Source organism: Candidatus Desulfatibia sp. (genome assembly GCF_036446775.1).
Lineage (GTDB): Bacteria > Desulfobacterota > Desulfobacteria > Desulfobacterales > UBA11574 > Desulfatibia_A.
This window is the reverse complement of sequence record NZ_JAZFTO010000073.1, coordinates 1-2840: the sequence shown is the minus strand read 5'-3', so window position 1 is coordinate 2840 and position 2840 is coordinate 1. Positions and strand designations below refer to the sequence as shown.

Genomic DNA, 2840 nt, shown 5'->3' with positions numbered 1-2840 from the left:
TTGTACCCCATAATGCCTGTATCAATGCCCTTGCTAGACATTCAAAAGAATGAAGAGGTGTTTCTTCAGACAGGGTTTTTAAGAACTTAAATTGATAATCAAGGCTGTTGGAGGCTGCTGAAAACATTTCATCCCCGGAATCGTCGGCCAGTGTTTTTAACTTCTCCAGCAGCGGCGTCAATTTCCCGATCGCTTCGCCGGCATCCTCTTTCTTTGTCAGCGTTTTTAAGATCCCTTGAATTGCTTGTGTCACTTCCTGTACTTCCGGGGTATTTGAGGCCTGGGCCATTTCCGGTAAGCATTGGAGTAAAACCAGCATACCCCCGGAAATCAATCCGGCTGATGCCGGAATTTTTTCTTTAATCAACGTTTCGCATTTCTCTTCAAGCACGGAGCGTGCATCTTTTTTGAATCGGTTTTGGACCGCTGCAGCCAAGGCAGCGAAGATTGCCTCTGTCAGGCTTTCCTTTGAGGGGTTTTCCGGTTCATCCGCATCTTCTGAAAATCCTTTTGGAAAAGAGAGCATGGCCGCCTGGATTTCTTTTTCATCAAATTCAGGATCCAATTTTTCCAGGAGAAATATAAGAACCGGGGCGGCCTTGCGACCGCCTTCAAACTCATCATCAGCAATAGCGTTTAAATATCCAAGGATCGTATCGTTGCCAATATGATCGAACAGGGCTTCTCTGAGAAGAGCAATCTTAGAAGGAGCTAGATCTTCTTTTGCTTTTTCCCACAGCATACTCCATTGATCCAGGGCGGGTTTAATATAATCAATATCTCCTGCTTGGCCGCCGGCCCATATCCATAAGGCTCGTGTGGCAAGAGACCCTCCATAATTTTCAGCAAGAAACTCGATGACTTTGTTTTCATTCAGTTGCATACACTCTCATATCTCGCGAGTTGAATCGGCTTAAACAAAACCAATAAATTTTTAATTTACAATAATATCTCCAGCACCCCATCCTTTTTGCCGAGAAGCATGGGATAGGTGCTCACTCCTTCTTCATCGTCGGCTAATTCCTTAAGGGGCGGTTCCCAATCTTTATTAACGATCTCGACAAGGCGGTTTCGGCCGCAAAGGCGAAAATCAAAATCTGTCGGGTTAAGTGGTTCCAGTCCCCACCAGTGCTGGCGGGAATCCGAACGGGTACCCAACCGCACAAGGTCTTCTTTTTTGCCGGGATTTAAACCATAGGCTCGCTCTGTGTTTTTAAACCTCGCCTGACTCGTTTTAATATAAAGTTCCGGATCTCCGGTCAGCAGTGATTGATAAAGCTTGGAAAGAAGCTCTTCGATCTCTTCCAAAGTGGGGTCGTCGAGTTGCAGGGCCTCGCTTTTTTCCCAGTCCCACTGCCCGAACAGGGGGCCAAGATCCGCAATGCCGGTTACAACTTTGGGAAAAAATTCCAGAGTATTCTCGGTGGCCGTCCAGTGGGCGCTCATCAAAGGCTTGCGTTCCGGACCCCTGACAACCGCACCGTATGGATAAACGGCAAGTATGGCCCCGGCCTTGGCCTCTTTATCCGGCGTTAAACGACGCCGCACCCCATCCTTGCCTTTGAGTGCCTCTCCCGGGGTCGGGCCCGGGTTGATGATGATCTCTATCTCGTTTATGCCGTCGACCAAATGTTGGTTGCATTGCCCGCCGTAGTATTTGCCATGTTCCGGTCCGCGTAAAACAATGGGAACATCGTTTATATAGAATTCGGCATCACAGCCTTCCACAGCACATTCAAGCACATAAAACAAAGTGTCTTTACCGGCCATTTGTTGCTCCCGTCTTTCCGTAAACTACGTTATCTCGCGCTTGTCTCCGCTACCACCGGATCCGTTTGGCCGCATAATGCTGCAAGTCCTTCAGCAAAGCCTGGGTGATGGTTATGGGGCGCTTGCCGATACGTTCGTGGCAGTTAATTTCCCTCCTCCTGGAAAGCCTCTTTACTCTGTTTTTGAATTCGGCCTCCACACCGGTATCGGTTTCGTCGGCAAATTCCTCCATTTCCGCCAACTCCTCGTTTATTTCCTGGATCTCCTCCATAATCTTTTTAATCGCTGCCAACCGGGGTTTGAATTTTCTGACGCGGATATCGAGCATTTCAACGGTCTGGTAGAGCCGTTTGCTCAAATCGATTCGCCAGAATCCCGTTCTGGTCCAAACGGTCTGTCGCTCCCAGATGAACGCCTCGCTGCATTTGCGCCACTGTTCGGCCCAACTGTCGGTATACACATCGTTGGCGATATCCGGTCTCTGGGTTCCCTGGTATGGATAGGTGTCGCCCTGGGTTTTGGAGGCCAGCACCATGTCCCACTGGAGGTCGCTGTATTTGTTCAAACAACTTTCGATTCGGCTGCGATGGTACTTGGCGCGGCTCCAGGCCAAATTGATGATCTTCTTGACATTCCAAAAGGAGTTGGCCGCCGGCCGTGGAAAGGCCCCGCGCCGCCAGGGGAGTTCCTTGGGGTTGCCCTCGATAAATTGTACTTCCTTTTTCTTTTCCTTGAAACAGATGACCTTAAAGGAGACGCTGGCGGAAACTCCCAAAAAATATATCATGTACTCAACACCGAAGCGGTCGAGCAGGCCGGGCGATATCCTGAATTTTACCTCAAAACCGGTCTTGATGGCACCGTTGGCCCGCATGACATTTTCGTGGATCAGAACGATGTCAATGCCGATCTCCGCTTTGCCGACCACGCCGATCCAATTGTCGAGCCACTCGGGTACAACGGTGTCCGGATTTTTGCGCTCAAACTCGGCCGTAAGGTTGGCCTCAATGGTCAATTTTCCATAAATAACCGCCTCGAACTTGGCAAAAAGCACATTGGCAAAGAAGCCG

General features: G+C 49.5%; 2 protein-coding genes and 1 pseudogene. All 3 read right to left on the bottom strand.

Features of this window, described 5'->3' with window-relative positions:
• Window positions 1–883: pseudogene (locus V3S16_RS03195) on the bottom strand (hypothetical protein); the annotation flags it as partial.
• A gap of 56 nt (window positions 884–939) precedes the next feature.
• Window positions 940–1770 carry a hypothetical protein gene (locus V3S16_RS03190; RefSeq protein ID WP_413883229.1) on the bottom strand — a complete coding sequence of 277 codons (831 nt, stop codon included), beginning with the start codon at window positions 1768–1770 and terminating at the stop codon, window positions 940–942.
• Between the two features lie 49 nt (window positions 1771–1819).
• Window positions 1820–2840, bottom strand: a 1021-nt coding sequence (locus tag V3S16_RS03185) for a hypothetical protein (protein ID WP_413883228.1), incomplete at its 5' end; no start/stop codon positions are given.